The organism is Ruegeria sp. YTSC106 (assembly GCF_059609765.1).
On sequence record NZ_JBXWMI010000004.1, the window covers coordinates 335,377 to 361,361 of the forward strand.

Annotated in this window: 24 protein-coding genes; 12 read left to right on the forward strand and 12 right to left on the reverse strand. The window is 57.7% G+C overall.

The genetic code is table 11. From position 1 onward, the window contains the following. Together AC2FEB_RS08220 and AC2FEB_RS08225 are read right to left on the reverse strand one after the other, a co-directional pair. On the reverse strand, positions 1 to 519 hold the full coding sequence (locus tag AC2FEB_RS08220) for a PaaI family thioesterase (RefSeq protein ID WP_496674744.1): 519 nt from the start codon (positions 517 to 519) through the stop codon (positions 1 to 3). A gap of 1 nt (position 520) precedes the next feature. Further along, complete coding sequence (locus tag AC2FEB_RS08225) at positions 521 to 940, reverse strand: PaaI family thioesterase (RefSeq protein ID WP_117869540.1); 420 nt, start codon at positions 938 to 940, stop codon at positions 521 to 523. Between the two features lie 115 nt (positions 941 to 1,055). Here AC2FEB_RS08225 and AC2FEB_RS08230 point away from each other — a divergent pair, with 115 nt between their 5' ends. The 8 genes from AC2FEB_RS08230 (at position 1,056) to AC2FEB_RS08265 (ending at position 8,864) form a co-directional block, all read left to right on the forward strand. Beyond that, positions 1,056 to 1,424 (forward strand): MerR family transcriptional regulator, encoded by a 369-nt coding sequence (locus AC2FEB_RS08230; protein WP_117869541.1) that lies wholly within the window; start codon positions 1,056 to 1,058, stop codon positions 1,422 to 1,424. Positions 1,425 to 1,693: 269 nt separating this feature from the next. Next, positions 1,694 to 2,095: a MerR family transcriptional regulator gene (locus AC2FEB_RS08235; protein WP_117869542.1), complete on the forward strand. Its 402-nt coding sequence runs from the start codon at positions 1,694 to 1,696 to the stop codon at positions 2,093 to 2,095. A gap of 42 nt (positions 2,096 to 2,137) precedes the next feature. Beyond that, positions 2,138 to 3,919, forward strand: a complete 1,782-nt coding sequence (locus AC2FEB_RS08240; protein ID WP_496883987.1) for an acyl-CoA dehydrogenase C-terminal domain-containing protein — start codon at positions 2,138 to 2,140, stop codon at positions 3,917 to 3,919. Between the two features lie 55 nt (positions 3,920 to 3,974). Beyond that, a complete protein-coding gene (locus AC2FEB_RS08245; protein ID WP_117869544.1) occupies positions 3,975 to 4,187 on the forward strand; it encodes a hypothetical protein in 213 nt (70 codons plus the stop codon). A 133-nt stretch (positions 4,188 to 4,320) separates the two neighbouring features. After that, entirely contained in the window at positions 4,321 to 4,959 is a 639-nt protein-coding gene (locus AC2FEB_RS08250; protein ID WP_299635866.1) for a glutathione S-transferase family protein, read from the forward strand. A gap of 11 nt (positions 4,960 to 4,970) precedes the next feature. Continuing rightward, positions 4,971 to 6,182 (forward strand): acetyl-CoA C-acetyltransferase, encoded by a 1,212-nt coding sequence (locus tag AC2FEB_RS08255; protein WP_496674737.1) that lies wholly within the window; start codon positions 4,971 to 4,973, stop codon positions 6,180 to 6,182. Continuing rightward, a complete protein-coding gene (locus AC2FEB_RS08260; RefSeq protein ID WP_496674735.1) occupies positions 6,182 to 6,670 on the forward strand; it encodes a cupin domain-containing protein in 489 nt (162 codons plus the stop codon). The genes AC2FEB_RS08255 and AC2FEB_RS08260 overlap by 1 nt, the downstream gene beginning before the upstream one ends. Beyond that, entirely contained in the window at positions 6,663 to 8,864 is a 2,202-nt protein-coding gene (locus tag AC2FEB_RS08265) for a 3-hydroxyacyl-CoA dehydrogenase NAD-binding domain-containing protein (RefSeq protein WP_496674733.1), read from the forward strand. The genes AC2FEB_RS08260 and AC2FEB_RS08265 overlap by 8 nt, the downstream gene beginning before the upstream one ends. Before the next feature lie 56 nt (positions 8,865 to 8,920). On the opposite strand, the gene AC2FEB_RS08270 is transcribed toward AC2FEB_RS08265, so the two are convergent. Continuing rightward, positions 8,921 to 9,694, reverse strand: a complete 774-nt coding sequence (locus AC2FEB_RS08270) for a Hint domain-containing protein (protein WP_254683815.1) — start codon at positions 9,692 to 9,694, stop codon at positions 8,921 to 8,923. A 284-nt stretch (positions 9,695 to 9,978) separates the two neighbouring features. Beyond that, positions 9,979 to 10,914, reverse strand: coding sequence for a DMT family transporter (locus tag AC2FEB_RS08275; RefSeq protein ID WP_496883988.1), 936 nt, complete (start codon positions 10,912 to 10,914; stop codon positions 9,979 to 9,981). A gap of 146 nt (positions 10,915 to 11,060) precedes the next feature. Between AC2FEB_RS08275 and AC2FEB_RS08280 the strand changes: the two genes are divergently transcribed. Continuing rightward, on the forward strand, positions 11,061 to 12,074 hold the full coding sequence (locus AC2FEB_RS08280) for a hypothetical protein (RefSeq protein ID WP_496674729.1): 1,014 nt from the start codon (positions 11,061 to 11,063) through the stop codon (positions 12,072 to 12,074). Positions 12,075 to 12,080: 6 nt separating this feature from the next. Here the strand turns inward: AC2FEB_RS08280 and upp are convergent, their stop codons facing one another. The 7 genes from upp to AC2FEB_RS08315 all read right to left on the reverse strand — a co-directional run bounded on the left by upp (position 12,081) and on the right by AC2FEB_RS08315 (position 18,468). Next, entirely contained in the window at positions 12,081 to 12,713 is a 633-nt protein-coding gene (upp, locus tag AC2FEB_RS08285; RefSeq protein ID WP_496674727.1) for a uracil phosphoribosyltransferase, read from the reverse strand. Next, entirely contained in the window at positions 12,710 to 13,696 is a 987-nt protein-coding gene (locus AC2FEB_RS08290; protein WP_496674725.1) for an adenosine deaminase, read from the reverse strand. The genes upp and AC2FEB_RS08290 overlap by 4 nt, the downstream gene beginning before the upstream one ends. After that, positions 13,693 to 14,904, reverse strand: coding sequence for a phosphopentomutase (locus tag AC2FEB_RS08295; protein WP_496674723.1), 1,212 nt, complete (start codon positions 14,902 to 14,904; stop codon positions 13,693 to 13,695). The genes AC2FEB_RS08290 and AC2FEB_RS08295 overlap by 4 nt, the downstream gene beginning before the upstream one ends. After that, positions 14,901 to 16,208, reverse strand: coding sequence for a thymidine phosphorylase (locus AC2FEB_RS08300; RefSeq protein WP_496674879.1), 1,308 nt, complete (start codon positions 16,206 to 16,208; stop codon positions 14,901 to 14,903). The genes AC2FEB_RS08295 and AC2FEB_RS08300 overlap by 4 nt, the downstream gene beginning before the upstream one ends. Positions 16,209 to 16,212: 4 nt before the next feature. After that, on the reverse strand, positions 16,213 to 16,626 hold the full coding sequence (locus AC2FEB_RS08305; protein WP_256369674.1) for a cytidine deaminase: 414 nt from the start codon (positions 16,624 to 16,626) through the stop codon (positions 16,213 to 16,215). Positions 16,627 to 16,697: 71 nt separating this feature from the next. Beyond that, the gene (locus AC2FEB_RS08310) at positions 16,698 to 17,801 is read right to left on the reverse strand and encodes a cupin domain-containing protein (protein ID WP_496883989.1); all 1,104 of its coding nucleotides are present in this window, start codon (positions 17,799 to 17,801) and stop codon (positions 16,698 to 16,700) included. Then, positions 17,764 to 18,468: a hypothetical protein gene (locus AC2FEB_RS08315; protein ID WP_496674719.1), complete on the reverse strand. Its 705-nt coding sequence runs from the start codon at positions 18,466 to 18,468 to the stop codon at positions 17,764 to 17,766. Before AC2FEB_RS08315 ends, AC2FEB_RS08310 begins: the two co-directional genes overlap by 38 nt. Before the next feature lie 185 nt (positions 18,469 to 18,653). Between AC2FEB_RS08315 and AC2FEB_RS08320 the strand changes: the two genes are divergently transcribed. From AC2FEB_RS08320 to AC2FEB_RS08330, 3 genes are all read left to right on the forward strand, one after another. Beyond that, positions 18,654 to 20,927 (forward strand): NADP-dependent malic enzyme, encoded by a 2,274-nt coding sequence (locus tag AC2FEB_RS08320; RefSeq protein WP_496674717.1) that lies wholly within the window; start codon positions 18,654 to 18,656, stop codon positions 20,925 to 20,927. Positions 20,928 to 21,287: 360 nt separating this feature from the next. Then, entirely contained in the window at positions 21,288 to 23,177 is a 1,890-nt protein-coding gene (prpE, locus tag AC2FEB_RS08325) for a propionate-CoA ligase PrpE (protein ID WP_496674715.1), read from the forward strand. An 89-nt stretch (positions 23,178 to 23,266) separates the two neighbouring features. Next, positions 23,267 to 24,709 (forward strand): amidase family protein, encoded by a 1,443-nt coding sequence (locus tag AC2FEB_RS08330; protein WP_496883990.1) that lies wholly within the window; start codon positions 23,267 to 23,269, stop codon positions 24,707 to 24,709. Positions 24,710 to 24,955: 246 nt separating this feature from the next. Here the strand turns inward: AC2FEB_RS08330 and AC2FEB_RS08335 are convergent, their stop codons facing one another. Continuing rightward, complete coding sequence (locus AC2FEB_RS08335) at positions 24,956 to 25,762, reverse strand: NAD kinase (protein ID WP_496674711.1); 807 nt, start codon at positions 25,760 to 25,762, stop codon at positions 24,956 to 24,958. Between the last annotated feature and the right edge of the window lie 223 nt (positions 25,763 to 25,985).

Sequence of the window (25,985 nt, forward strand, 5' to 3'; positions counted from 1 at the left end):
TCAGCTCTGATCTCTGGGGGGTTGCGGCATCAGGAAATGCCCGGAAGCCTGCGCAAACAGTTTCGCATGATTGTCCTGCCAGGCTTCAACCCGGACCGAGGCATAACGCCGCCCGGATCTGCTGATGAAGGCCCTTGCATATGCGTCCCGTGGAAGGCCCGAGCGCAGATAGTCGACCGTAAAGTCGATGGTCTTGGGAAAGCGGATATTCGGGTCGGTCACAATGGCCTCTCCGTCGATCTCGCCATTTTCGATGCGCGGGAACAAATGTTCCCAACTAAGGGTAATGACAGCGGTCACTTCGAGGAATGCCGCGGTTACACCGCCATGAATCGCAGGCAGGAACGGGTTGCCAATCAACTTGTCATCGAAGTTCAGAACACCGGTCAGTTCATCCCCGCGCCGGTCGAAGCTGATATTGAGAAAGCGGATGTAAGGCACACCGTCAACCAGCGCACGCAACGCTGCATCGCGTCGCTGCTTGACCACCTGCATTGGTTCGGGACGAGGTCTTGCCATGTTATTTCCCCTCAACCGTAAAGGATCCAGAGGCAGTGGCCACCGGCAGGTCCTTGTCGTCGTCCATAGCCGTCGCTCGTACAAAAGCCACGTTCCGCGTGATGTGATAGCAGACGGCGTGCGCTGTGACCGTTTGACCCGGTGTCGCCGCGCGCATGTAGTCAATTCGCAGATCGATCGTGGCTGTCCCGCCGGGGGCCGACGGGTGGCTCATCACAGCAGCACCGCAGCATGTGTCCAGAATTGTGGAAATCGCCCCGCCGTGAATCACCCCTGTGCGCGGATCACCGATCAGATCCTCATTGTAGGGCAACGTGATTTCTGCCTCGCCATCGCCGATCTGCGTGAGCTTGAGGTTCAATGCCCGCGCGTGGGGGATCGCCTCGATAAACTGGCGGGCTAAAACTGTCTTGTCGACCATATGTTTGCGTCCTGTTCTCTGCCCGTCCTTTATGAGCCGCTGTTTCCGCAAAGGGCAAGCCCACCTGTTGCGCTTGGGATCGGGACCGCCTAGGTTGCTGACAAGGAGATCGGGAATGTCCAACAACCGTTTGTCATTCAAAGAGATGTGCGCCGAGTTCGACGTAACCCCGCGCACTCTGCGCTATTACGAATACATCGAGCTCTTGCAACCGGACCGTGAAGGTCGGTCGCGGTTTTACGGCCCGCGAGAATGCGCGCGGATGAAGCTGATCATGCGCGGGCGCAAGTTCGGATTTCCTCTGGAAGAAATTCGTCAATGGCTTTTGATCTACGAGGATCAGGGCAATGAAGCTCAAATGGCTACTTTCGTCGAGATGGCGGACCGCCAGATGAGCGAGCTTCAGCAGCAGCGCCAGCAACTGGATGAAGCCATGGACGAACTCAAGCGTCTGCGCGACCAGACAGCCAAATCTTTGGGATAGCCGCCGCTCCCATTCCGCATATCCAAAATGATCACTCCGAACCCGCGCAAGCATGTGCGCAGTGTTCCGCCATTGCGACGGTTTTGGCGGGAAAACCCGCTTGACGTTGCGGAAAGAAAATTGCGTCAAACCTTGCTTACGTGACCGGATGTTACGTCAACTTGGAAATGACGCAGCGTCTGGATTACGTAAACGTCACTCTCATGTTGTAAAGCGCACACCAACTGCGCAACTCATATCTCATGACGCCAGTGACGAGAGTATGACGAATGACCGAAGATGTGATGACCATCCGCGAGATGTGCGAGACCTATGATGTCACACCACGCACCTTGCGGTTCTATGAGGCCAAGGAACTTCTGTTCCCGATCCGTGAAGGCCAGAAACGTCTGTTCACCAAGCGTGATCGGGCGCGGCTCAAACTGATCCTGCGCGGCAAACGATTTGGATTCAGCCTCGAAGAAATTCGGCAACTGCTGGATTTGTACCATGTCGGCGACCAGCAGGTCACTCAGATGACCCGCACCTATGAAATCGCGTGCGAGCGTCTGGAGGATATGGAATCGCGCCGCGAAGAGCTGACACAAGCCATCGACGATCTGAAAGAGCAGTTGCGCTGGGGCGAGAAAGTCATCGCCTCGATGAAACAGGAAAAGAAGGCAGCCGAGTAACCTCGACCTGTCATCCGGACATATGAATTAAGGGAGCTTCACATGCCCGTTTACAACGCGCCAATCAAAGACATGCAGTTCATCCTGCACAACGTACTGAATGTCTCGCAGTCGGATATCCCCGGCTACAACGAACTGGAAGCCGAGTTTACCGGCGCGGTTCTGGAAGAAGCCGGCAAGGTTGCCACCAATGTTCTGCATCCGCTGAACGTTGTCGGCGACACCGAAGGATGCCGGTTGGAAAACGGCATTGTGTACACCCCGACCGGGTTCAAAAACGCCTTCGAGCAGATGAAGGAAGGTGGCTGGACTGGCCTCGACATGCCGGAAGAGTATGGCGGTCAGAACATGCCCTATGTGCTGGGGACCGCCGTGGGCGAGATGTTCTCGGGCTCCAACCAGGCTTTCACAATGTACCAGGGCCTGACGCACGGTGCTGCCTCGGCGATTCTGGCGCACGGAACGGACGATCAGAAGAACACGTACCTGCCCAATATGGTCAGCTGTGAATGGACAGGCACCATGAACCTGACCGAGCCGCATTGCGGCACCGATCTGGGCCTGATGCGCACCAAGGCCGAGCCGCAGGGCGATGGCAGCTACAAGATCACCGGCCAAAAGATCTTTATCTCGTCGGGCGATCACGACATGGCAGACAACATCATCCATCTGGTGCTGGCAAAAATTCCCGGCGGCCCCGAGGGTATCAAAGGTGTCTCGCTGTTCATCGTCCCGAAGTTCATGGTCAACGAAGACGGCTCCCTGGGTGAGCGCAACGGAGTCTCGGTCGGCAAGATCGAAGAGAAAATGGGCATCCACGGAAACTCGACCTGCGTCATGAACTATGACGAGGCCACCGGCTGGCTGTTGGGAGAAGAACACAAAGGCATGCGCGCCATGTTCACCATGATGAACGAAGCGCGCTTGGGTGTGGGCATGCAAGGCCTGTCTCAGGCCGAAGCTGCGTATCAAAATGCTGTCGAATACGCCAAGGACCGCTTGCAAGGCCGCGATGTTACTGGCGCAAAGAACCCGGACGGCCCCGCCGATCCGCTGATCGTTCACCCTGACATCCGGCGAAACCTGATGGACCAGAAAAGCTTCACCGAAGGTGCACGCGCATTCATTCTGTGGGGTGCCACGATGATCGACAAGGCGCACCGGTCGGGCGACAAGGACGCCGACGGCCTGATTTCGCTGTTGACCCCGGTCATCAAAGGATTCCTTACAGACGAGGGCTATGACATGACCGTTCAGGCCCAGCAGGTCTATGGCGGCCATGGCTACATCGAGGAATGGGGCATGTCGCAATATACCCGCGACGCCCGGATCGCCATGATCTACGAAGGCGCCAACGGCGTTCAGGCGCTCGACCTGGTGGGCCGCAAGCTGGCGCAGGACGGCGGCAAGCACGTCATGGCCTTCTTCGACATGGTCAAAACCTTCTGCAAGGAAAACTCCGGTAAGAATGAAGCCTATGACAAGGCCTTCATCGAACCGCTGAAAACCGCGTCAAAGGATCTTCAGGCCGCTGGCATGTACTTCATGCAGGAAGGCATGAAGAACCCCAACAACGCTCTTTCCGGTTCGTATGACTTCATGCACATGTTCGGCCATGTTTGCCTGGGCCTGATGTGGGCGCAGATGGCCAAGGCCGCGCAAGAGGCTTTGGACGGTGGTGCGTCGGACAAAGCGTTCTACGAAACCAAGATCGACACCGGCCGCTTCTACATGGCCCGCCGTCTGCCCGCCACGGCGATGCATCTTGCACGCATCCAGACCGGCGCAGACACGGTAATGGTACTGGACGCTGCGAATTTCTGATCACAGTCTGGGTTCGGGTAACATTGCCCGGACCCAGCCTTTCGAAGGAAACCACATGCCGAAACGTTTTCGCCTAACCCGCCGCTTTCCGATCGCAATGACCGAGGACGGGTACCGCAAGCTCAAAGCGTTCGCGCGCGAGGCGGGCCTGGACGAAGGCGAGGCACTTTCGTTTCTGTTCGAGAATTTCAACAGTGTAATTGATGAGGAGAACCTGACCCACCGCCTACGCATCTTCAATTCCGAGCTTGAGGCGCGGAAACGTTAACAAAACCAGCCACCTGATCTCGGGTGGGCGTGTTTTCAGAAAGACGAACTCCAAGGGCGCTGCCTATTGGTTGGTCTTTCTCGAAATACGCGAATGTCGACTTCGTACCATGCGCCTTGGGAGGGGCGAGCACATGTCCATCAAACTTCATTGCTTCGGAGAAAGTGGGAACAGCTACAAGGCTGCTTTGGCACTGGAAATGTCCAGTTTGGAGTGGGAACCGGTCTTCGTTGACTTCTTCAAAGGTGTAACCCGCACGCCTGAGTATCGCGCCGAAGTGAATGAAATGGGCGAAGTACCTGTTCTGATCGACGGCGATTTTCGTACCAGCCAATCCGGCGCCATCCAGGCCTATGTGACTGAGAAGTCCGGCAAGTTCGGCGGTAAGGACCGGGAAGAGAACTATGACATTCTACGCTGGGTGCTTTGGGACAATCACAAGCTCAGCTCGATGGCGGGCCTGACCCGGTTCCTGATCAACTTTCTGCCCGAACAGCATCGCAACCCGGATGTGATCGCCTTCAACCAGGGCCGCCTGAAGGCTGCCTATCAGGTGCTGAACGCGCATCTGGAAGGCCGAGACTGGATCGTTGGTGACGGCGTGACCAACGCCGACCTTAGCTGCTGCGGCTATCTCTATTACCCAGAACCTTTCGGCTTTGATCGTGCCGACTGGCCCCATATCGACGCCTGGCTTTCTCGCCTGTCCGAGCAGCCCGGCTGGAAACACCCCTATGACCTGATGCCCGGCAACCCGTCGGATCGAGCTTGAGGAGAAGACCCATGACCGAAGCATATATTTATGACGCCCTGCGCACACCGCGCGGCAAGGGCCGCAAGGATGGCAGCCTGCACGAGGTAACCTCGGTGCGCCTGTCCGCCCTGACCCTGAACGCGATGAAAGAACGCAACAACCTTGAAGGGCACGCCGTCGAGGACGTGATCTGGGGTAACGTCACGCAGGTGATGGAACAAGGCGGCTGTCTGGCACGCTCGGCGGTCCTGGCCTCGGATCTGGACCAGTCGATCCCCGGCCTGGCGATCAACCGCTTCTGCGCGAGCGGAATGGAAGCAGTGAATTTGGCGGCAAACCAGGTCAAAGGCGGCGCAGGCGACGCTTACATCGCAGGTGGCGTTGAGATGATGGGTCGTGTTCCCATGGGCAGCGATGGCGCGGCGATTGCCGTTGACCCCTCTCTGGCGATGGAAACCTACTTCGTGCCGCAGGGTATCTCGGCCGACATCATTGCGACGGAATATGGGTTCAGCCGCGATGACGCAGACGCTCTGGCGGTTGAATCGCAAAAGCGCGCGGCCGAAGCTTGGGCCGACAACCGGTTCGAAAAGTCGGTCATCACCGTCAAGGATCAGAACGGCCTGCCCATTCTGGACCGTGACGAATACATGCGCCCCGGCACCGACATGCAAAGCCTTGGCGCACTGAACCCGTCCTTCCAGATGATGGGCGAACAGATGCCCGGCTTCGACAAGGTAGCAATGTTGAAATACCCGCATCTTGAGCGGATCAATCACATCCACCACGCGGGCAACAGCTCGGGCATCGTGGATGGTGCGGCTGCGGTCTTGATCGGCAACAAGGAATTCGGCGAGAAATATGGCCTGAAACCGCGCGCCCGCATCAAGGCCACCGCCAAGATCGGCACCGACCCGACCATCATGCTGACCGGCCCGGTTCCTGTGACCGAGAAGATCCTGACTGACAACGGCATGAAGATCAGCGATCTGGACCTGTTCGAGGTCAACGAAGCCTTTGCCTCGGTCGTGCTGCGGTTCCAGCAGGCATTCGATGTCGATCCCGCCCTGGTCAATGTCAACGGCGGCTCGATCGCGATGGGACACCCGCTGGGCGCAACCGGTGCGATTATCATCGGCACTTTGCTGGATGAACTGGAGCGTCAGGACAAGGAAACCGGTCTGGCCACGCTCTGCATTGCGTCCGGCATGGGTGCGGCAACGATTATCGAGCGCGTCTGATGCCCAAACTGGATCTTTCACAGATACCGTTCAAGGGCGGCTCGTCCTACCCCGGCAGGCTGGCCGAGGCGACTGCGGGTCGTTTCATTCAGCGGATCGGGGATGCGGGCGGCCTGACCCAATACGGGGTCAACATCGTGCGGCTTGAACCGCAGGGCCTGTCTTCGCTGCGCCACTACCACATGGAGCAGGACGAATTTGCCATCATGCTCAGTGGCACCTGCGTGCTGATCGATGACGATGGTGAGCATGAGATGTTGCCCGGCGATTGCGCCGCTTGGCCCGCAAGTGAGGCCAATGGCCATCATTTGGTGAACAAATCCGATGCGCCCGCAACCTTTTTGGTGGTGGGCACGCGAACCCCGACCGAGACCGGCTTTTACAGCGACATAGACATGATGGTGAAGGATGATGAGAACGGTTTCTCCTTCACCCGCAAGGACGGCAGCCCGCTGACGGCTGACCAGATTGGAGATGACAATGACTGATTTCACTCTGACCAAAGACGCGGACGGCGTCGCCTTTGTTACCTGGGACGCCCAGGGAAAATCCATGAACGTGCTGACCCGCGAAGCTTTTCAAGAAGTCAGCCAACTGATTGATCAGGCCCTAAGCGACGACGAGATCAAAGGTATTGTCATCACCTCGGGCAAGGAAGGCTCTTTTGCCGGCGGCATGGACCTAAATACACTGGCGACTATCCGTCAGGAAGCGGGTGACGAACCCGCACAGGCATTGTTTGATTTCGTCATGGGCGGGCACCACATCCTGCGCAAGCTGGAATTGGCAGGCATGGACCCCAAGACCAAGAAAGGCGGCAAACCCATCGCCTGCGCGATCAACGGAACTTGCGCCGGGATCGGGACCGAGATCGCACTGGCCTGTCATCACCGAGTTATGACCAGCAACCCAAAGTCCAAGATCGGTCTGCCTGAGATCCTGCTGGGCATCTTCCCCGGCGGAGGTGGCACCATCCGTTACAGCCGTATGGTTGGTGCAATGGCGGCGGCCCCCGTACTGCTTGAAGGCAAGATGATGGACCCGGCCAAAGCCAAGGGCGCACAGTTGATCGATGCAGTTGCAGACGATCCGGTTGCCGCAGCCAAAGAATGGGTTCTGAATGCCAAGGACGCTGATCTGGTGAAACCCTGGGACGCGAAGGGCTACAAGATGCCCGGTGGCGCGCCTTACCACCCTGCCGGATTCATGACCTTCGTGGGCGCAAGCGCCATGGTTCACGGAAAAACTCAAGGCGCCTTCCCTGCGGCCAAAGCCCTTCTGAGCGCGATCTATGAGGGCGCGCTGGTTGATTTTGACACCGCTTTGAAAATTGAAGCCCGCTGGTTCACCAACGTTCTGATGAACCCCTCCTCGTCGGCGATGATCCGGACACTGTTCCTCAACAAGGAAGCGCTTGAAAAAGGCGCGGTCCGTCCGAAAGGCGTGCCCGATCAGCGCGTCAAGAAAATCGGCGTTCTGGGCGCTGGCATGATGGGGGCCGGTATTGCACTGGTTTCTGCCCAAGCTGGCATGGAAGTCGTTCTGATCGACCGCGATCAGGAAGCGGCCGACAAAGGCAAAGCTTATACCGAAACCTATCTGGACAAGGGTATCAAGCGCGGCAAGGTCACGGCTGAAAAGAAAGAGGCCATGCTGGCGCGCATCACGGCGACACCGGATCTGGACCATCTGAAAGGGTGTGACCTGATTATTGAAGCCGTGTTTGAAGACATGGGCGTAAAGGCCGAGATGACCAAAAAGGTAGAGGCGATCATCCCGGAAGATTGCATCTTTGCCTCGAACACGTCGACCCTGCCGATCTCGGATCTGGCCAAGGCAAGCGTGCGTCCGGAACAATTCATCGGCATCCACTTCTTCTCGCCGGTCGAGAAGATGTTGCTGGTCGAGATCATCAAGGGCAAGGAAACCGGTGATCGCGCGGTGGCCAAGGCACTGGACTATGTGCGCCAGATCCGCAAGACACCCATCGTCGTCAACGATGCCCGCTTCTTCTACGCCAACCGCTGCATCATTCCGTACATCAACGAGGGCGTTCGGATGATCGCCGAGGGTGTAAACCCTGTGCTGATCGACAACGCAGCGCGTCAGCTGGGCTTCCCGGTGGGGCCGATTCAGCTGACCGACGAAACCTCGATTGATCTGGGTGCCAAGATCGCCCGTGCGACCAAGGCAGCCATGGGCGATGCCTATCCGGAAAGCCCCTCGGACGATCTGATCTTCTGGATGGAAGAACAGGGCCGTCTGGGGCGCAAGGCGAATGCCGGCTTCTTCGTCTATGACGAAAAGGGCAAACGCGTCGAATACTGGAAGGGTCTTCAGGAAAAATATCCACTTGCCAAAGACCAGCCCGACCTGATCGAAGTACAGGAGCGTCTGATGTTCGCGCAGGTTCTGGAAGCGGTTCGGGCGCTGGAAGAAGGCGTGCTGGAAGACATCCGTGAGGGCGATGTGGGCGCCATTCTGGGCTGGGGCTTTGCGCCGTGGTCCGGTGGTCCGCTCAGCTGGCTCGACATCATCGGCACGCCCTATGCGGCCGAACGATGTGATCAGCTGGCCGAGAAATATGGCGAACGCTTTGCCTGCCCGTCGCTGCTGCGTGAGATGGCCGAGAAGGGTCAAACCTTCTACGGGCGCTTCAACCCCGAAGCGAAGGCTGCCTGAAACAGTGATGCAGGCGCGTGAGATCACGCGCCTGCCTCTTTTTTGTCAGTGTTTGGTTAGATCTGCCATTCGGGCCGCAGAAACAGCACCGGCGCGTTTGGACGCCCCGGTCGACCCGGTCGCCTGACCCCAGAGGGCGGACGGATCGGAAATATCGGTTCCTGTGGAATGGGTGCAGGCAGGGCACCCAATGGGTTGGCAAGGGCTGACATATCGCCCCTGCTTGCAATCAAGTTGACCAGTTCTGTACCGGTCTCTTCATCAGCGACATCGTAACCAGGCCCGCTGGCCGTGCCGCGCATGTTGAATAGGCCGGAAGGGCAGTAAGCCTGCAGGCCGCCTTCAACAAAGATCACCTGATCTTCGTCGAAAAACAGGGAACGGACCTCAAACGACGATCCCGGTGCCTGCGACATAAACCGACCCACGCCGTTCAGCAATCGTGCGGACACTACGGAACACACGCTGGCCCTGACATCAGACCGTGTCAGGTTCAGAGCAATGCCCTGCTCGGGCATCAGCCAGACGGGACGCCCGTTATACGCGGCGCGTGCAGGTACAAAAACCGGCAAATACTCCGAACGGCGCTCTTCGGCAGGAATGACCACGACGCTGGTCGAGATGCGGCGCACCTCTTTGAACCCGTGATCCAGTGTTCGGACCAGATCGCCAACTGCAATGCGTTCCACCGGTTTCCACCCGCTGGTTGTCGCAATCTTCGTGCCGTTCAAAAACCCGCCACGGCGCGCATTCACGGCGTGGTTCAAAGTGGATGGACCAGTTTCGGACGACTGATCAAGATATACAGAAATACTCGTAACTTCAGACACGTGCCTAACCCCCTTTGGCACAAACTCACTATGCCAAACAGCTAACATCAAAAATCGAGGCTGTCTTATTTCAGACATATTTATGCCCAATTTGGGCCGCCTCAACGGGTTTTTGCAGAGATTCCGTAAACACTGACAGGCCACAAACCGGCTTTTGTGCCATTTTCGAAACGGGCACCATGTTGTGATCGTTCGAATCCACCTGCCCCCGATCAGACGAAATGAAGTCGCTTATTCAGATTGCAGCGTTTTAAAACCGTTGACAGAGTGCGGTATTGCACGCGTCAGGCAAGTTCTTGCTGGGTGGATGACCGTTTGGCCCGCCAGCCCAGCAAAACCCCCGCTGTCGCGATCAGGACGATCCCGGACACCTGCATCAGATCGAGGGTCTGACCCAGTGCGACGAATGCAAAGAGCGGCCCGAAGATCATCACCGAATACTCGAACACGGCCACGTAAGAGGTCTCGCCTACCTGATAGGCTTTGATGAGCATGAAGACCGCAATCGTCGACCCGACTGCCTGAATTGAAATCCATTGCAATGCGGGCCCCACGCCCCAGACCCATCCCCGCGTGACAAAGCCTTCGGGCCCGTCCAGCGTGGCAACAGGCGAGACCGTGAACAAAATAACCCCCACGGCCCCTGACAGGCCAAGGGTAATGACCATGGCCGCCAGCATCGCAACCGTGCTTTCACGCGCGCAATATGTCCGCGTCATGATCGAACTCAAGGCATAGAAAAAACCAGCGGCAATCGGGAAAACCGAACGCATATCAAACTCGACCGGGTTTGGCTGCAAAACCAGAAGAATACCCGAAAAACCGATCAGTACAGCCAGAATGCGCCACGGCCCTATCTTTTGTCTGAGCGCAATGGACGAAATCAACAGCACGAAAATCGGGGAGGTGAACAACCCTGCCAGGGCTTGCGCAATCGGCATCATCGACAGAGACGCAAAATAGAAAAACATAGCCGTTGTGATCAACAAACTTCGTAAGATGACAGGTCCCCACCGATGCGGCCTCAGCCCACCCAGCCCCAGAAAGGAAAGGCCAACAATCAGCGGCAGCATCAACAGTGCCCGCATAAAATGGAATTGCCACAGCCCGACCGTCTCGGCCAGCAGGATCACAACGTTGTCGATCACGCCGATAATTGCCATCGCAGCTACCATCAGGGCCGAAGCCAGCACCGGGGCGGTGGACGTGTCTGCCTGCATTTTCGCGCCTCTGTTGCGATCAAAGATCGGCGATCTTTTTCCTGACGGGTATCCAGCACAAATCGGAATGCCTGCGCAACAGGTTTGCGCCCGGGGATTTTGCCATGCTAAGCTGCGGCAAAACAATTTCGAGCAGACCTCAACCAATGACGGCCCTGAAAAAGTACCAGCGGATCGAAGCCACCGGTCTGTGGCGCCCTTCGCCCGATGAACAGCGGCGCGAAGTTGTGGTATCGATTGGCAAAGCAACCCTGACAATTTCCGATTTCAATGACAGGGCTTTGACTCATTGGTCCTTGGCGGCGCTGGAACGGCAGAATCCCGGTGCCTTTCCGGCTGTTTTCAACCCCGATGGTGATCCGGATGAGACACTGGAACTGGGAGAATCCGAAACCACGATGCTCGAAGCGATCGATCGGCTGCAACGTGCCATCGAACGCTCTCGTCCCCGTCCCGGCCGTTTGCGCTGGATGAGCGTCGGAGGCGTTGTGGCAGCGGTTCTGGCGGTATTGTTGTTCTGGTTCCCCGGTGCTTTGCGAAACCACGTTGTCTCGGTCGTGCCCGAGGTCAAACGACAGGAGATCGGAGACACAATTTTGCGTCGGATCGAGCGCGTCTCGGGACCGGCCTGCACGTCTGTGGATGCGCAGGCTTCGCTGAATCAGTTGGCCCACCGCACAGGCGTCCGGCAGATCATTATTCTGCCCGCAGGTGTTCAGGACAGCCTCAGCCTGCCCGGTGGCACCGTTCTGTTAAATCGTGCCCTGGTAGAAGACCATGAAGACCCTGCCGTCGCAGCAGGTTATATTATCGCAGAGCGCGCGCGTACGGCGCTCAACGACCCGCTGGATGATCTGCTGGACAGAACCGGGGCATCCTCGGCCTTTCGGTTGTTGACGACCGGGGAACTGACCCCTGAGATCATTGATACGTATACCGAACAGGTCCTTTCGCAGCCCCGACCATCCCTTCCAGACGAAGACTTGCTGGCGATGTTCTCACAAAGCGCCCTGCCCTCTGCCCCTTACGCCTATGCTCAGGACATTACCGGTGAATCAGTGCTGGGTCTGATTGAGGCTGATCCCATGGCCGGCCGAACCCTGGAACAGGTGTTGCCGGACCGCGATTGGGTCCGGCTGCAAAACATATGCGGCGAATAATCCGGGTTACTTGGTTCCAAACATCCGGTCGCCTGCATCGCCCAGACCCGGCATGATATAGCCTTTCGAGTTCAGCTCGCGGTCCAGTGCGGCAGTGACGATATGTACATCCGGGTGCGCCTCTTTCATACGCGCGACCCCTTCCGGCGCGGCCAACAGACAGAGAAAGCGGATATCCGTCGCCCCCGCCTCTTTCAGCAGGTCAACGGCCGCAGCCGAGCTGTTGCCAGTGGCCAGCATCGGATCCACCGCGATAACCAAACGGTCTTTCAGGCTCTCGGGTGCTTTGAAGTAATACTGCACGGGCTTTAGCGTTTCTTCGTCGCGATACAGACCGACAAAACCGACGCGCGCAGAAGGAACCAATTCCAACACCCCATCCAGCATCCCGTTTCCGGCACGCAGGATCGACACCAGCGCCATTTTCTTGCCCGCAAGAATGGGGGCATCCATTTCTTCCATCGGCGTTTCGATATGGCGCGTGGTTAACGGAATTTCGCGCGTGACCTCATAGGCCAACAACAACGTTATTTCGCGCAGCAACTGCCGGAACCCGGCGGTCGAGGTACCCTTGTCCCGCATGAGCGTCAGTTTGTGTTGCACCAGCGGGTGATTGACAACGGTCAGATGTTCGCTCATGTGTTCTCCAGTCTTTTATTGACCCGCGCGCGGGTATCATCATCGCAAAAGGCCGCTTCCAGGGCGGTCTGATTCAGGGCCGCAAAATCTTCGGCCTCCCAGCCGAAGGCTGCGTTCAACATCTCATATTCCCGTCGCATGGTCGTGTGAAAAAACGGGGGATCGTCTGTGGATACCGTTACCTTCACTCCTGCATCGCGCAAGTTCGCAATCGGGTGGGCCGCAAAATCGGGGAAAAGCCCCAGAACCACATTCGATCCAGGACAGACCTCAAGAGTGATTTCCCGGTCGACCAGTTCGCGAACAAGGTCCGGGTCCTCGAGGGCGCGAACACCGTGCCCGATGCGCTCGACTCCCAGATCGCGCACAGCATCACGCACGCTTTCAGGGCCTCCGAACTCACCGGCATGTGTCGTCAGGCGAAGCCCGGCTTCGCGCGCGCAGTCGAAAGCCCATTTGAAATCAACCTGTGTGCCAACGGATTCATTTCCCCCCATGCCAAAACCGGTAATCCAGTCGCCCGCTGTTTCTGCTGCACAATAGGCGCTCCGCTTGGCTTGCTCGGGGCCAAAATGGCGGACACATGTGATGACACCCCGCAGGGTTATGTCGAACTTGCGTTCGGCTTCATCCGCAGCGTCCTGAATGGCATTCAGATAGTCCTGCCACGCGTGCAGATCACCACCCCCGCAAAAGTCCGGGCTGAGGAAGGTTTCCGAATAGACCACGCCGTTCCGGGCGCTTTCTTCGAGAATGGCCAATGTCAGCCGCCGGAAGTCTTCAGGCGTTTTCAGGACTTCGCAGGCGGCCTCATACACATTCAGGAAATGCGCGAAATCGCGAAAATCATAAGAACCGTCGGACTTAAAGATACCGCTCAGGTCCACCCGCTTCTCATGCGCAAGCTGGCGGATGAATGCCGGTGGCGCGGCGCCTTCGTGATGCAGGTGCAGTTCTATTTTCGGCAGGTCGGCGACGCTCATAGAAAATTCCTTCCCGGCCCTTGCGCCGGAATGTCCAGGTGATGGGCGATGCTGGCGGCAATGTCGGCAAAGTCCACCTGGCCGATCTGCCCCGTGCCAGACCCGGAAATCAGAACCGGTACTTGTTCACGTGTGTGATCTGTCCCGGTCCAGCTGGGATCATTGCCATGATCGGCGGTCAACACCAACAGGTCGCCGGGGCGGAGCCTGGCCAGAATCTCACCGACCTCCCGGTCGAACCATTCCAATGCTCGGGCATAGCCGCTGATATCCCGACGGTGGCCAAAAAGACTGTCGAATTCAACAAAATTGGCGAAAGTCAGGCTGCCCTCTTCGGCGTCATCCACCAGATCTGAAAGGTGCCGCATGAGTTCAGCGTCCGACCCTTTGCGCAGCGTGTCGATACCCTGCATGGAAAAGATGTCGCCGATCTTGCCCACCGCGTGCACCTTCCGCCCGGCATCCTGCACCCAATTGGTCAGAACCGGAGCGGGCGGCTGAATGGCGAAATCCTTGCGGTTGGTTGTCCGTTCAAATCCCGCCTCTGGCGTGCCGACAAAGGGGCGCGCAATGACACGGCCCACTTTCATCTCGTGCAAGCGCGGTGCAAGTGCGCGGCACATACCCAGCAAACGGTCCAGCCCGAAACTCTCTTCATGGGCTGCGATCTGAAACACACTGTCGGCTGAGGTGTAGCAGATCGGCCAGCCGGTTCGCATATGCTCGGCACCTAATTCAGCGATGATCGCCGTGCCCGAGGCATGGCAATCGCCAAGGATGCCTTCGGTCCCGGCGGCCCGGGCCGCTGCCCGGCTCAGGTCCGCAGGAAAAGCTGGAACCGTATCCGGGAAATAGTGCCATTCCCAGGGTACCGGCAGACCTGCCAGTTCCCAGTGGCCCGAGGGCGTGTCTTTGCCGGGCGAATGCTCGCGCGCGCAGCCCCACAGCCCAACGGGTTTGGCGTCCAATCCGGGGGTTGCGTCCCCAGACGCCAGTCGCGCAGCCGCACCCAAACCCAGCGCGTCGAGGTTCGGCAGGCTCAAAGGGCCCGAGCGACCGTCTTCGGCCCGCCCTTCGGCACAAGCCTGCGCGATATGAGCCAGCGTATTTGCCCCACTATCCGGGACGTCCCCATTGAAAAAACGATCGGCATCAGGCGCACCGCCTATTCCAACGGAATCCATGACGACGAGAAATGCACGGCTCATACGCTAATCCTTTCGTGGATCAGATCCGGAAGCATCGGAGTCGTATCGCTGATCTCAATCGCGCTCAGCACGGTTTCTGCGGCTCGGCGCGCGGCATCTTCCCGAGCAGCATGGATCACGGCAATCGGTGAACCTTTGGTCAAACGATCCCCCAGCCGGAGAATATTGGATATTCCGACGGCTGGATCGATCTCATCACTTTCGACCTGACGGCCACCGCCCAGCGCAACCACGGCAAGACCCAGAGCTTCGCCATCGATAGCAAAAATGAAGCCGTCCCGCGGCGCCGGAACCTCTTGGATTACATTCGCCTCAGGAAGGAACCGAGCCCAGGTCTCGACGAACTGAACGGGGCCACCAACCGCTGCCATCATGCGCCCAAATCGCTCTGCGGCGCGTCCGTCACGGATGATTTCAAAGATTTTATCACGTCCCTCCTCGACCGAACCGCACATTCCTGCATCGGTCAGCAAGACGCCCCCCAGCTCGGCAGAAATGTCTGCCAAAGGTGACATATCCGAGCCGGTCAGGACTTTCATCACCTCAGCGATCTCCAAAGCATTCCCCAACGCCGGGGCCAATGGCTGATTCATGTCAGTGATCACCGCCGACGTGCGACACCCTGCTGCGTTTGCGGTCTCGGTCAATGCGGTGGCCAATTTGCGGGCATCTTCCATCGTTTTCATGAAAGCGCCGCTGCCGACCTTGACGTCAAGAACCAGCGCGTCCGGGCCGGCGGCCAGCTTTTTGGACAGGATCGACGCTGTGATCAGGTCCAGGCTCTCAACTGTCGCGGTCACATCCCGCACCGCATAAAGGCGCTTGTCTGCCGGCGCGATCTGGCCCGTCGCTCCGACGATGGCGGCACCGGTTTCGCGCAGAATCTGCGCAAGACGGTCCTGCCCGATCTGAGTGCTGACCCCCGGGATAGCCTCAAGCTTGTCAAGCGTTCCACCAGTGTGCCCCAGGCCCCGGCCCGAGATCATTGGGACGTACGCCCCACATTCCGCAAGCGCCGGGGCAAGAACCAGGCTGACACTGTCCCCGACACCTCCGGTCGAGTGCTTGTCGATCACCGGTCCGTCCACATCCCAATTCAGTACGTCTCCACTGTCGCGCATCGCGATCGTCAAATCCGCACGCCCCTGAGCGCCCAAACTGCCCATGCAGACGGCCATGGCAAAAGCCCCGGCCTGCGCGTCGCTGACGCTTCCGTCCGCAAGTCCCTGCGCAAACCAGATCAGTTCCTCGCGACCCGGCACCTCCTGCCTGCGCAGTTTTGCTATGATCGCGCGGGCATCCATGCGTTCAGACATCCTCCATGTGTGAAGCATCGAATGCACCCGGCAACAGATCCCCGATGGTTGTCTCAAATTCGGCACCGTCCACGGTTGCCAGAGTAACTTTCACATCGCGCTTGCCAAACTCGGCCAGTTTCTGGCGGCACCCACCGCAGGGCGGCACAGGCTGAGGGCTGGAGGCAACCACGTAGACCTCTGTAAATTCCTGCTCGCCCGCAGCAACCATCGAGGCGATTGCACCGGCCTCAGCACAGGTGCCTTCGGGATATGCCACATTCTCAACGTTACACCCGGAATAGACCTGACCCGAGGAGGATCGAAGCGCCGCGCCAACCTTGAAATTCGAATAAGGCGCATAGGCATTTTCCCGGACGGACAAAGCAGCGTCTTTCAGCGACATGGCGATTCCCCATTTTTTGATCGTCTGGTCAGAAAATTGCACCGTAAAGTAAAAAGGCGGAGAAGTTGAAGCCCCCAGCCGATGTTTTTCGGTCAGCCCAGTGTTGTGTTGAAGGTACCGGGCAAGGTGACTTCCAGCAACTCGATGTCGTCCGATGGGGCAGATAACCGCGTGCGCATCCCGGGCGGGATGACAAAGGCGTCTCCTTGCTCCAGCCGGTAGGGCTCGCGCCCTTCGCCTTCCAGCGTGACCGCTCCGTCCATCACGAAGGTAAAGTGAATGTCCGTATCGTGGCTGGCCCATTCGGTATCGCCCTGCCCTTTGCGGACGACCTGGACCCCTGCGACCCCTTTGGTGTTCTCGGCAATTGTCGTGTCGCGGCAGATGTAACCCGGAAGACGGAATGGTATCCATTCAGCGTCCTTGGCCTGGTTATAGACAAAGCGTTGCCCCTGCCATTCGCGCTCCGGGTGAAAATGCGGCGTTGGAAGCTGCATGTCATGGTCGATTTCCGTGACATGTTCCGCTGGCACACCTATTTCGACGACCTGAACATTGTCTGACGCTTCGAGTACACGGTGACGAATTTCCGGCGGCTGGATAAAGCAATCCCCTGCATTTAGGCGCATTTTCTCTCCCTGATCCTCGTAGACAACATCCACCCAGCCATGGATGCAGAATATCAGTTGGAACCCAACTTTGTGAAAATGCACCATGTCGGGCACCGGACCACCGTCCGGGATACGGATGTGGCTTGCGATGATCGATCCGCCCAAACGGTCTGGCACCAGATCGCGATAGTGCATCCCAGCCCGGCCGATGATCCAGGGTGCCTGATCCTTGAGCCTGCGCACCACGAAGGAATGAACTGTTTCAGGCATCACCAGCGGCGGATTTCGCTCTTCGATTTCGATCCGGGTCCCATTCGGCGCGACAAGAACGCGTTGGCCATCTGCAAAGCTTTCCGGGTCATCTGTCAGGATGCGCAATGCTCCCGGACCTTCGGGCGCGTCTTTTTCGATCCGCAGCCGCAGACCGTGCCCTGAAAACACTGCGACGCGCGGATCGTCTGCGGGATAGATCATGTCCATCTGCATCCCCAACACCTTGGTATAAAAGGGGATGTCGTTTCGAATTTCCTGGGTAGGCAAACGAAATTCAGCTTGGGTCCGGGAATGCTCGGATGTCTTTGTCATGAGATGTCTCATCAGATTTCGATTTCGGCCATCCGATCAGAACAGAGGCCAAAATGCCAATCGAAAAGAACATCTCGAGCGTTTCTTCCATCACGAAAAGCCGCGTTTTCATAACTGACGACAAAGCGTCGCTGTGCAGCCCGGTGAATTCTTCGAGAAGTTGGGCGATGACGGCAAGACAGCCGGCCACTATGAACACGATCATAAAAGACGCGCGTTGCTTGATAGCACGCCATCCCGTCGGGATCCCATGCCAGATGACGCCGCTCAGAACAACGCAGGCCAGCACGACCCTGACCACAGTGACGTCCAGCACGGCATCTAGACCGTCAAGGATCAGGAACGGCAAACTGCCTTCAGGGTAAACGCTTTCCTCAAGCTCACGCTCGGCCAACAATAGGAATGTCAGCCCGATATAAAGCCGTGTGACACCCGGGTATCGCCACAAAGCCGCCACACCCGCTGCAAACAAACACGCCGCGGAAATTGTTTCAAACAACCCGCCTTCCTGATTGAAAACCAGTGCCTGTTCTGGCCAGATGCCAACAGCACCAAGAAGCACAACACCCGTCAGCACCGCAAACCATATGGTCAGCCGCACAACTCCAGTATCCGCCACAGGACCAGAGGACAGGCCATCGACCTGATCATTTGCCTTGAAAGTCATTACTGCTTCGTCTTGCCTGAGTGTTTGTTCGTTTCGCAAAGTTACCTAGATGTAAAAAAAATGTGTCAAAATTCAACCCAATTCCGGTTCGCAACTGCGAGACGTCGGCAAAATTACGCAACGTAGCCAAGCTCGGACGAATAGTTTAATGTTAAATCAAATTCTCAGAGGGAACTGAATCTCCAATGTCTGACACCCCCAGCCTGCGACAGGCCGCGCTTGACTATCACGCCCATCCGAAACCTGGAAAACTTGAGATCAAGGCCACGAAACCGATGGCCAATGGTCGCGATCTGGCGCGCGCCTATTCGCCCGGCGTTGCCGAGGCCAGCCTTGAAATCAAAGCCGACGCTGCGAACGCTGAAAAGTATACGGCGCGCGGCAACCTTGTCGCCGTGGTGTCCAACGGCACTGCGGTTCTTGGTTTAGGCAATATCGGGGCGCTGGCCTCGAAACCGGTGATGGAAGGCAAAGCCGTCCTGTTCAAAAAGTTCGCAGGCATTGACTGTTTTGATATCGAAGTCGATCAGCCCGATCCGGAAAAGCTGGCGGATATCGTCTGCGCGCTGGAGCCGACATTCGGGGCCATCAACCTGGAAGACATCAAGGCGCCGGATTGTTTCATAGTCGAAAAGCTGTGCCGCGAACGCATGAACATTCCCGTTTTCCACGACGATCAGCACGGAACGGCCATTGTCGTGGGGGCCGCTGCGAAGAATGCTCTGCATGTAGCCGGAAAGACATTTGCAGACATCAAGGTCGTATCAACCGGTGGCGGGGCTGCCGGGATTGCGTGCCTGAACATGCTTGTGAAGCTGGGTGTGAAACAGGAAAACATCTGGCTGTGCGATATTCACGGGCTCGTCTACGAGGGGCGTGCCGAGGATATGAACCCGCATAAGTCGCAGTTCGCGCAGAAAACGGACTTGCGTACTCTGGATGATGTAATCGGCGATGCAGATCTGTTTCTGGGCCTTAGCGGCCCGAATGTCCTGAAGCCCGAAATGGTCAAGAAAATGGCCAATCGTCCAATCATCTTTGCACTGGCCAACCCAACGCCTGAAATCTTGCCACAGGCCGCGCGTGAGGTTGCCCCGAACGCGATCATCGCCACGGGGCGCAGCGATTTCCCCAATCAGGTCAACAACGTGTTGTGTTTCCCGTTTATCTTCCGGGGGGCTCTGGATGTGGGCGCGACCGAGATCAATGATGCGATGCAGATTGCCTGCGTTGACGGCATTGCGGATATGGCCCGCGCGACGACAAGCGCCGAGGCCGCAGCCGCCTATAAGGGCGAACAACTGACCTTTGGGCCGGATTACCTGATCCCGAAACCCTTTGACCCGCGTCTGGTGGGCGTCGTCTCGTCTTCGGTTGCCAGGGCAGCCATGGAAAGCGGCGTCGCAAAGCGCCCCATTGAGGACCTTGAGGCCTACAAGGAAAAACTCAACCAGACTGTCTTCAAGTCGGCCCTTTTGATGCGCCCCGTGTTCGAGGCTGCGGCTGTCGCATCCCGTCGCATCGTTTTTGCCGAGGGCGAAGACGAAAGGGTGCTGCGGGCTGCACAGGCCATTCTTGAGGAAACAACAGAAACGCCGATCCTGATCGGGCGACCCGAAGTAATCGAATCCCGTTGCGAAAAGCTGGGCCTGACTATTCGCCCGGGCACAGATTGCCAGATCGTGAACCCGGAAAACGATCCGCGTTATTACGACTACTGGAACTCGTATCATCAGATCATGCAGCGGCGAGGTGTGACGCCTGACCTGGCCAAGGCAATCATGCGCACAAATACGACCGCCATCGGCGCGATCATGGTGCATCGAGGCGAAGCTGACAGTATGATCTGCGGCACGTTTGGCGAATATCGCTGGCATCTGAACTATGTTGAACAGGTGCTGGCCGACGGCGACCTGCGCCCGCACGGCGCTTTGTCACTGATGATATTGGAAGACGGCCCCTTGTTCATAGCCGATACGCACGTTCGGCAACTGCCGACACCGGAGGAGTTGGCCGAATCGACCATTGGCGCGGCACGGCATGTTCGTCGATTTGGGCTTGAGCCCAAGATCGCATTCTGTTCGCAGTCGCAATTCGGCAATCAGGCAGAAGGTTCCGGAAAGCGCCTGCGCGCCGCATTGGAAATCCTGGACCAGAAACCACGCGACTTTATCTATGAAGGGGAAATGAACCTGGATGCCGCCCTTGATGCGGACCTTCGCGAGCGGATCTTTCCGGGATCACGCCTTCAGGGCGCGGCAAATGTGCTGATCTTTGCCCATGCGGACGCAGCCAGCGGCGTGCGAAATATTCTGAAAATGAAAGCGGACGGGATCGAAGTCGGACCGATTCTGATGGGAATGGGCAACAAAGCGCATATCGTCACCCCGTCCATTACCGCACGCGGATTGCTAAACATGGCTGCCATAGCGGGGACCCCGGTGGCGCATTACGGGTAAGCTGGTCTCCTGTCGACGTGAACCGCAATCCTCGCGGGGGTGCGGTTAATAAAACACTCACACCTTGGCTGCTATATGTCGTTGCACCTCCGTGGTGACGATAGCGGATGAGTGGCGAATTGGCATTGCGCCGAGTCGTCTCTCGCATGATCTTTTGCACTACCGAATTTGCAAGTTTGCAAAGTGGCCTTTTCGGCGCAGAAAATTCAATGCCGGAAAAGAGGTTTGCAAAAATTTGCAAGCTATTGTGTGATTTCCTGCAAATATTTTGCGATAAACTGACGCGTCGTCATTTGACGCGCTTGCCCGAAAGTTTTCTGGGTCCTAACACAAAGACCAAGTCGTTGTGAGGAGGACGAGATGGCGTATCAGGACGTTTATGACAGCTGGAAGAAGGACCCCGAGGCGTTCTGGATGGACGCCGCCAAGGGGATCGATTGGGTCAGGGAACCCAGCAAAGCGCTGTTCGACGACAATGCGCCCTTGTACGAATGGTTCAGCGACGCACGGGTCAATACCTGCTGGAACGCCGTGGACCGCCACGTGGAAAACGGGCGCGGCGAACAAACCGCAATCATCTATGACAGCCCGATCACCCACACCAAGCGCGAGATTTCATATGTTGAACTGCGCAACCGCGTGGCCAATCTTGCCGGTGCGCTGCGGGCAAAAGGTATCGAGAAAGGTGACCGCGTCATCATCTACATGCCGATGATCCCCGAAGCGCTTGAGGCGATGCTGGCCTGCGCACGTCTGGGCGCTGTGCATTCCGTGGTGTTTGGTGGATTTGCCAGCAACGAATTGGCGGTCCGTATCGATGACGCCAAACCCAAAGCGATCATAGCCGCGTCCTGCGGAATGGAGCCTGGGCGGGTGGTGCACTACAAGCCGCTTCTGGACGGCGCCATTGAACTTGCTGAACACAAGCCGGATTTCTGCGTCATCTTCCAGCGCGAACAAGAAGTTGCACAGCTGATCGAAGGGCGCGACTACAACTGGCATGGGTTCCAGTACGGCGTTGAACCGGCAGAATGCGTCCCCGTCGACGGAGACGATCCGGCGTATATCCTCTACACTTCGGGCACCACCGGGGCGCCCAAGGGAGTCGTGCGCCCAACTGCCGGGCATCTGGTGGCGCTGAACTGGAGTATGAAGAACATCTATAACGTCGATCCAGGTGATGTATTCTGGGCGGCGTCCGATGTGGGTTGGGTCGTTGGGCACTCCTACATCTGCTACGCACCCCTGATCCACGGGAACACGACGATTGTGTTCGAAGGCAAACCGGTCGGCACCCCTGATGCGGGCACCTTCTGGCGCGTAATCTCCGAGCATAGGGTCAAAAGCTTCTTCACCGCGCCCACAGCGATCCGCGCCGTCAAACGTGAAGATCCAAAGGGCGAATTGATCGCCAAATACGATCTGTCTCATCTGCGGGCTCTGTATCTGGCAGGCGAACGCGCTGATCCTGATACCATCATATGGGCACAGGATGCGCTGAAGGTTCCGGTGATCGACCATTGGTGGCAAACCGAAACCGGTTGGGCCATTGCCGGCAATCCGCTGGGCATCGAAGAGCTTCCGATCAAGCTGGGTTCGCCTGCCAAACCGATGCCGGGCTATGACGTACAAATACTGGACGAAGGTGGTCACCCCATGAAAGCCGGCGAACTCGGGGCCATCGCTGTCAAGCTGCCGCTGCCTCCGGGCACCCTGCCGACCCTGTGGAACGCCGAGGAGCGGTTCAAGAAATCCTATCTGGAGCACTTCCCCGGGTATTATGAAACCGGCGACGCCGGAATGATCGACGAGGACGGATACCTTTACATCATGGCCCGCACCGATGATGTCATCAACGTCGCGGGTCACCGCCTGTCGACCGGCGGGATGGAAGAAGTGCTTGCCGCTCACCCGGATGTGGCCGAATGCGCGGTGATCGGTGTATCGGATCAGCTAAAGGGTCAGATGCCCGTTGGGTTCCTGTGCCTGAATGCCGGCGCAAACCGGGATCATGCCGACGTGGTTCAGGAAGTCGTCAAAATGGTTCGGGAAAAGATCGGCCCGGTGGCGGCCTTCAAGCTGGCTGTGGTCGTCGACAGATTGCCCAAGACCCGTTCAGGTAAAATCCTGCGTGGTACGATGGTGTCGATTGCAGACGGCCAAGACTATAAAATGCCTGCAACAATCGACGACCCTGCCATTCTTGACGAAATCAAAGAAGCCTTACAGACAATCGGTTATGCCAAGTAACCTGATGGCGGCGCAAGCCGCCCTTTGTCGTGTCTTCTCTTGCAACCGGAAGCAGCCTCCCTACTGTCGCATTAAGACAGTGAGGACCCATGACACAAACCGATATCTGGCGTCTCAGCGCCACTGACCTGGCCACCCTGACAAGACGCGGGGACCTGAGTGCGACCGAGGCGGTTCGGGCTTCGATCGAGCGAATGGATGCGGTCAACCCCGACCTGAATGCAGTGGTGGAAGACCTGCGCGCCGAGGCGTTGGAACGTGCCAAGGCCTTGGACCATGCGCGGGCAAACGGCCAACCGACGGGGCCGCTGCATGGCGTGCCGGTCACGATCAAGGTGAATGTTGACCAAAAAGGCCATGCCACAACCAACGGTGTTGTTGCTCTGAAAGATGTAATGGCACCGGATGACGCCCCGGTTGTGAGCAATCTGCAAAAGGCCGGGGCAATTGTTATCGGGCGGACCAACACGCCCGAGTTCTCGTTCCGCGCCGACACGGACAACCCGCTTTATGGGCGTACGCACAACCCCTGGGGGCGGCATATCTCTCCTGGCGGCTCTTCCGGCGGGGCTGGCGCCGCGGTCATGGCCGGAATCGGCGCGTTGGCCCACGGCAACGATATCGGCGGCAGCCTGCGCTTTCCCGCAGCAGCCAACGGAGCCGTGACAGTGAAACCCGGGCTGGGGCGTGTCCCGGCGTGGAACCCAAGCCAGAAAGCCGAACGCGGCTTGCTGGCGCAATCGATGTCCGTTCAGGGCCTGTTAACCCGGTCGGCTGCCGACCTGCATCTGTCCATGCCCAGCCTGATCGCCGCCGACGCGCGTGACCCGTTTCACGTGCCCATGCCCTGGCGTGGTCCTGACCTCGACGCACCAGTCAAAGTGGCCTTTACAAAAAACACATTCGGCTATGCCTTGCACCCCGAGGTCGAGAAAGCGCTCGACACGGCACGAGAGGCGCTGGTTGATGCGGGCTATGTTGTGGAAGAGATTGACCCGCCTGATGTTTTTGAATGTGGTCGGATCGGTTATCGTACGCTGATGGGCGAAGTGCTGACGCTCATGAAATCAGATATCGAAGCCGCTGGTTCCAAAACCATTCAGAATATCTTTGAGGTCTATTTCCAGGAATTCCCGCCAATTGTCGAAACCGAGATGATCCAGATGCTGGCCAAACGAAGCCACTACGCGCGCAATTGGTCCCTGTTTCTGCAGGATTTCCCTTTGGTACTGTCGCCTTTCCTGCCACAACCGTTCTTCAAACCCGATCGGGACACCGAAGGCGCTGAAGGTGTGCACGAGGTTCTGGGGTGCGCCGTATATTCTTATGCGATGAACTTTTTAGGCCTGCCTGCGGCATGTGTCCCGGCCCGGCTGGCTGAATTGCCGAAGGGTCCTCAGCCGATCAATGTTCAGATTGCCGCTCAGCGCTGGCGCGAAGATCTGGCGGTGGATGCGGCCGCGGCCATCGAAGCACGCGTGGGGCAAATTTGCCTGCCGTTATGGGAAAAGACAGAGTTGCAGGGTGGCTGAAAAATAGACCCCGGGACATTGTACCCGGGGCCCGACTGCTAAAATAAGCCCGGATTTCTGATGACGAGCGTAGCACCACCCACCCTCGCCAGCGCAAAATCTGCGCAATCATTCGAAAACGCCTTTCAGGTGGCCACTCACTCCCACCTTGGCGTGTTCTCCGAGCAAGTTCACACTATCCAATTGTGAGCGAATCCCCTGTGAACTGCTTCACACAGGCTCAAAAAAGCTCGCAGAAACGTAAATTTAAGTGAATTGCTCGGATATCAGCCGCTCCTCCAACCCGTGTCCCGGATCGAAAAGAATGCGATGTGAGATCGCTGGCTCGGATCGGATCTCGACCCAATCAACGTCTGGGAAGGCTATGGAATCAGCCGCAACGATAACAGGTCGCTTGTCCGCATCCAGCACATCAAACCGCACCTTTGCGATTTTAGGCAGCAAGGCACCACGCCATCGGCGGGGGCGAAATGCGGCGATTGGTGTCAACGCGAGAACGTCCGAGCCGATCGGCAGAATAGGCCCGTGCGCCGAGTAATTATATGCCGTTGACCCCGCCGCAGTAGACAGCAGAGCTCCATCGCAGACAAGTTCATCCATGCGCTCGCGGCCATCAACACTGATCTTCAAACGAGCAGCCTGTGGCCCAGCGCGCAACAGCGATACTTCGTTGATCGCCAGCGCCTCGTGCAATTTTCCGGACTGATCCATCGCCCGCATTGCTAATGGATTAATCACCTCTTCTTCGGCTTCCACCAGCCGTGCCATCAGGTCGTCTTCGTGGTACTCGTTCATCAGGAACCCGATCGTGCCGCGGTTCATACCATAAACCGGTGTATCGAGATGCTGCATGTTGTGCAGGGTGTGCAACATGAAGCCATCCCCTCCAAGAGCAACCACAACATCTGCGTCGCGAGGAGCAGCATTGCCGTGTTTGGCCACCAGAGTGTCACGGGCTGTTTGCGCCACTTTGACCTCGCTGGCAAGAAAGGCGATTCTTTTTTTCATGTTTTCCGGTTTCCGGTGCTGCACATTTGGTTCCGAAACAAACATACCTTTCCCCGATAGGCCAGTCTTGACGCCGTAGCGGGCCAAATCGTCGCTTTAAGCCTTTTGCAAATGTGGCGTTTCCGATAGGAAATCCGCAAGAATTTTACCCAGCCATGTGGAGCGCCCATGAACGCCAATCTTCGTGACACCGGATTTTTCACCCAGTCCCTTGCTGATCGTGATCCTGAGCTTTTTGGCTCGATCACGTCGGAACTGGGTCGACAGC

Coding starts and splice junctions, on each gene's coding strand:
- AC2FEB_RS08245 (WP_117869544.1), top strand. CDS start 3,975: ATGCCGAAACGTTTTCGCCTAACCCGCCGCTTTCCGATCGCAATGACC.
- AC2FEB_RS08220 (WP_496674744.1), bottom strand. CDS start 519: ATGGCAAGACCTCGTCCCGAACCAATGCAGGTGGTCAAGCAGCGACGC.
- AC2FEB_RS08280 (WP_496674729.1), top strand. CDS start 11,061: ATGACGGCCCTGAAAAAGTACCAGCGGATCGAAGCCACCGGTCTGTGG.
- upp (WP_496674727.1), bottom strand. CDS start 12,713: ATGAGCGAACATCTGACCGTTGTCAATCACCCGCTGGTGCAACACAAA.
- AC2FEB_RS08315 (WP_496674719.1), bottom strand. CDS start 18,468: ATGACTTTCAAGGCAAATGATCAGGTCGATGGCCTGTCCTCTGGTCCT.
- AC2FEB_RS08250 (WP_299635866.1), top strand. CDS start 4,321: ATGTCCATCAAACTTCATTGCTTCGGAGAAAGTGGGAACAGCTACAAG.
- AC2FEB_RS08320 (WP_496674717.1), top strand. CDS start 18,654: ATGTCTGACACCCCCAGCCTGCGACAGGCCGCGCTTGACTATCACGCC.
- AC2FEB_RS08260 (WP_496674735.1), top strand. CDS start 6,182: ATGCCCAAACTGGATCTTTCACAGATACCGTTCAAGGGCGGCTCGTCC.
- AC2FEB_RS08235 (WP_117869542.1), top strand. CDS start 1,694: ATGACCGAAGATGTGATGACCATCCGCGAGATGTGCGAGACCTATGAT.
- AC2FEB_RS08225 (WP_117869540.1), bottom strand. CDS start 940: ATGGTCGACAAGACAGTTTTAGCCCGCCAGTTTATCGAGGCGATCCCC.
- AC2FEB_RS08230 (WP_117869541.1), top strand. CDS start 1,056: ATGTCCAACAACCGTTTGTCATTCAAAGAGATGTGCGCCGAGTTCGAC.
- AC2FEB_RS08300 (WP_496674879.1), bottom strand. CDS start 16,208: ATGGATGCCCGCGCGATCATAGCAAAACTGCGCAGGCAGGAGGTGCCG.
- AC2FEB_RS08335 (WP_496674711.1), bottom strand. CDS start 25,762: ATGTTTGTTTCGGAACCAAATGTGCAGCACCGGAAACCGGAAAACATG.
- AC2FEB_RS08265 (WP_496674733.1), top strand. CDS start 6,663: ATGACTGATTTCACTCTGACCAAAGACGCGGACGGCGTCGCCTTTGTT.
- AC2FEB_RS08275 (WP_496883988.1), bottom strand. CDS start 10,914: ATGCAGGCAGACACGTCCACCGCCCCGGTGCTGGCTTCGGCCCTGATG.
- AC2FEB_RS08310 (WP_496883989.1), bottom strand. CDS start 17,801: ATGACAAAGACATCCGAGCATTCCCGGACCCAAGCTGAATTTCGTTTG.
- AC2FEB_RS08240 (WP_496883987.1), top strand. CDS start 2,138: ATGCCCGTTTACAACGCGCCAATCAAAGACATGCAGTTCATCCTGCAC.
- AC2FEB_RS08290 (WP_496674725.1), bottom strand. CDS start 13,696: ATGAGCGTCGCCGACCTGCCGAAAATAGAACTGCACCTGCATCACGAA.
- AC2FEB_RS08255 (WP_496674737.1), top strand. CDS start 4,971: ATGACCGAAGCATATATTTATGACGCCCTGCGCACACCGCGCGGCAAG.
- AC2FEB_RS08295 (WP_496674723.1), bottom strand. CDS start 14,904: ATGAGCCGTGCATTTCTCGTCGTCATGGATTCCGTTGGAATAGGCGGT.
- AC2FEB_RS08330 (WP_496883990.1), top strand. CDS start 23,267: ATGACACAAACCGATATCTGGCGTCTCAGCGCCACTGACCTGGCCACC.
- prpE (WP_496674715.1), top strand. CDS start 21,288: ATGGCGTATCAGGACGTTTATGACAGCTGGAAGAAGGACCCCGAGGCG.